Source organism: Limobrevibacterium gyesilva, assembly GCF_025989185.1.
In the GTDB taxonomy this organism is placed as follows: Bacteria; Pseudomonadota; Alphaproteobacteria; order Acetobacterales; family Acetobacteraceae; genus Limobrevibacterium; species Limobrevibacterium gyesilva.
Map to the genome: position 1 here is coordinate 1 of NZ_JAPDNT010000070.1, position 2,319 is coordinate 2,319.

Sequence of the window (2,319 nt, forward strand, 5' to 3'; positions counted from 1 at the left end):
TCCAGCAGCCTTGCGTCGGCAGCGGCGGCGCTGCCGCACAGGCGGGCATTCGGGGCCTGGGCCAGCAGCCGCGGCAGCAGCGGCGTGTCGGCCGGCAGCACGGCCACGCCGCCCGGCTCCAATCCCCCGGCGATCGCGGCCTTTTCGTCCGCGATCGCCTCCAGGCTGCCGAGATGGCCGATATGGGCGGGTTCAACCGTCGTGATCACCGCCACATGCGGGCGGGCCAGCCGGGCGAGGGGAAGGATCTCGCCGGCATGGTTCATGCCGATCTCGGCGACGCAGAAGGCGGCGTCGGCGGGCAGGCGCGCCAGCGTCAGCGGCACGCCCCAGTGGTTGTTGTGCGACGCCTCGGCGGCCCAGGTCTTGCCCTGCGCGGCCAGGATGGCGCGCAGCATCTCTTTCGTCGTGGTCTTGCCCACACTGCCGGTCACGGCGACCAGCCGGCCCCGGAAGCGGGCGCGGGCAAAGGCGGCGAGGCCGCGCAGCCCCGCCAGCGTGTCGGCCACCTGCAGCAGCGGCGCGTCATCCGCCACGCCGTCCGGCAGGCGGTGCACCAGGGCGCCGGCCGCGCCCTTGGCCAGCGCGTCCGCCACGAACGCATGGCCGTCGCCGTTCTCGCCGACCAGGGCGACGAACAGGTCGCCTTTCTTCAGGGTGCGGGTATCGATGGACACGCCGCCGGCGGAGAACGGCGCGCGCAGCAGGCCGCCCGTCGCCGCCAGCAGCGCGTCGGGGGTCCACAACGCGCTCACGCAATCCCCGCGAGGCGGCGAACGGTGGCGACGTCGTCGAAGGGGAGGGTTTTGGTGCCGACGGTCTGGCCCTGCTCATGGCCCTTGCCGGCCACCGCCAGCACGTCGCCGGGGCCGAGCGCGTTCAGTGCCGCCTCGATCGCCGCCGCGCGGTCGCCGATGTCGCACGCGCCGGGGCAGGCGGCCAGGACAGCGGCGCGGATGGCGGCGGGGTCCTCGGTGCGGGGGTTGTCGTCGGTGACGATGGCGCGGTCGGCCAGGCGGGCGGCGGCGGCCCCCATCAGCGGGCGCTTGCCGCGGTCGCGGTCGCCGCCGGCGCCGAACACCACGTGCAGGCGCCCCGCGGTATGCGGCCGCAGCGCCGTCAGCAGCCGCTCCAGCGCATCCGGCGTATGGGCGTAGTCGACATAGACGGCGGCACCGTTGGGCAGGCGGGCGGCCAGCTCCATGCGGCCGCGCACGCCGGTCAGATGCGCGGCGTGATCGAGTGCGTCGCGCGTGCCCGTCGCCTGCGCGAGGGCGGCGGCCACCAGCACGTTGTCGGCCTGGAAGCGGCCCGGCAGCGGCAGATGCAGGCTGCGGCGCTTGCCGCCGGCCGTGATCTCCAGCGTCTGCCCGTCCGGGCGGGGAACCGCGCGCCGCAGGCCGATGGCCTCGCCGCCTTCGCCGACGGTCAGCAGCGCCAGCCGGCGCTGGCCGGCGATGTCGCGCAGTGCCGCGAGGCTCTCCGCATCGAGCGCGGTGCTGGCCACCGCCGGCGCGCCCGGCGGCAGCAGCTCGGCGAACAGCCGCAGCTTGGCGGCGCGGTAGGCCGCGACGGTGCCGTGGTAGTCCAGATGGTCGCGCGTGAGGTTGGTGAAGGCGCCCGCGGACAGGCGCACGCCGTCGAGCCGGAACTGGTGCAGCCCGTGCGACGACGCCTCCATCGCCGCGCGCTCGATGCCGGCGCGCGCCAGCATGGCCAGCGTCTCCGCCAGTCCCACGGGGTCGGGGGTGGTCAGGCCCGGACCGGCCTCGAAACCGGGGGCGTTCAGGCCCAGCGTGCCGAGGCTGGCGGCCGCATGGCCGGCGAGCGCCCAGATCTGGCGCAGGAATTCCACGGTGCTGGTCTTGCCGTTGGTGCCGGTGACCGCGACCACCGTGGCCGGCTGGGGGCCGGCGAGGACCGCGGCGATCTGTGCCAGCCGGCGGCGTGGCTCGGGGTCCTGCAGCAACGGGCGCGGCGGCACGCCGGCCGGCCAGTCGGTGCCTTCCGGCGCCAGCACCGCGGCGGCGCCACGGGCCACGGCATCGGCGATGAAGGCGCGGCCATCGGCGCGGGTGCCCGGCAGGGCGGCGAACAGGAAGCCGGGCGCGACCCGCCGGCTGTCGGCGGTCACGCCGCGCAGGTCGATGCCCGCTGCCGAGCGCCATGCCGCCGGAGGGAGTTCCCCGAGCGCGCGCATGAGATCAGCGAACCGCAACGGAGGGCGCCACGAGACTGGCCTCGTGCCGGAAGTCGCGCGGCGGGGCCACCGGCGGCGGCACGGCGGCGGGCTGCGGCGCCGCCGGCGGCCCGGGGCGT

General features: G+C 76.5%; 2 protein-coding genes. Both read right to left on the bottom strand.

What is annotated here, in order from left to right; genetic code table 11:
* On the bottom strand, window positions 1-755 hold a 755-nt coding region (locus OL599_RS25690; protein WP_264716916.1), incomplete at its 3' end, for a UDP-N-acetylmuramoyl-tripeptide--D-alanyl-D-alanine ligase.
* Window positions 752-2,200 carry a UDP-N-acetylmuramoyl-L-alanyl-D-glutamate--2,6-diaminopimelate ligase gene (locus tag OL599_RS25695; protein ID WP_264716918.1) on the bottom strand — a complete coding sequence of 483 codons (1,449 nt, stop codon included), beginning with the start codon at window positions 2,198-2,200 and terminating at the stop codon, window positions 752-754. The genes OL599_RS25695 and OL599_RS25690, both read right to left, overlap by 4 nt.
* Window positions 2,201-2,319 lie beyond the last annotated feature (119 nt).

Coding starts and splice junctions, on each gene's coding strand:
- OL599_RS25695 (WP_264716918.1), bottom strand. CDS start 2,200: ATGCGCGCGCTCGGGGAACTCCCTCCGGCGGCATGGCGCTCGGCAGCG.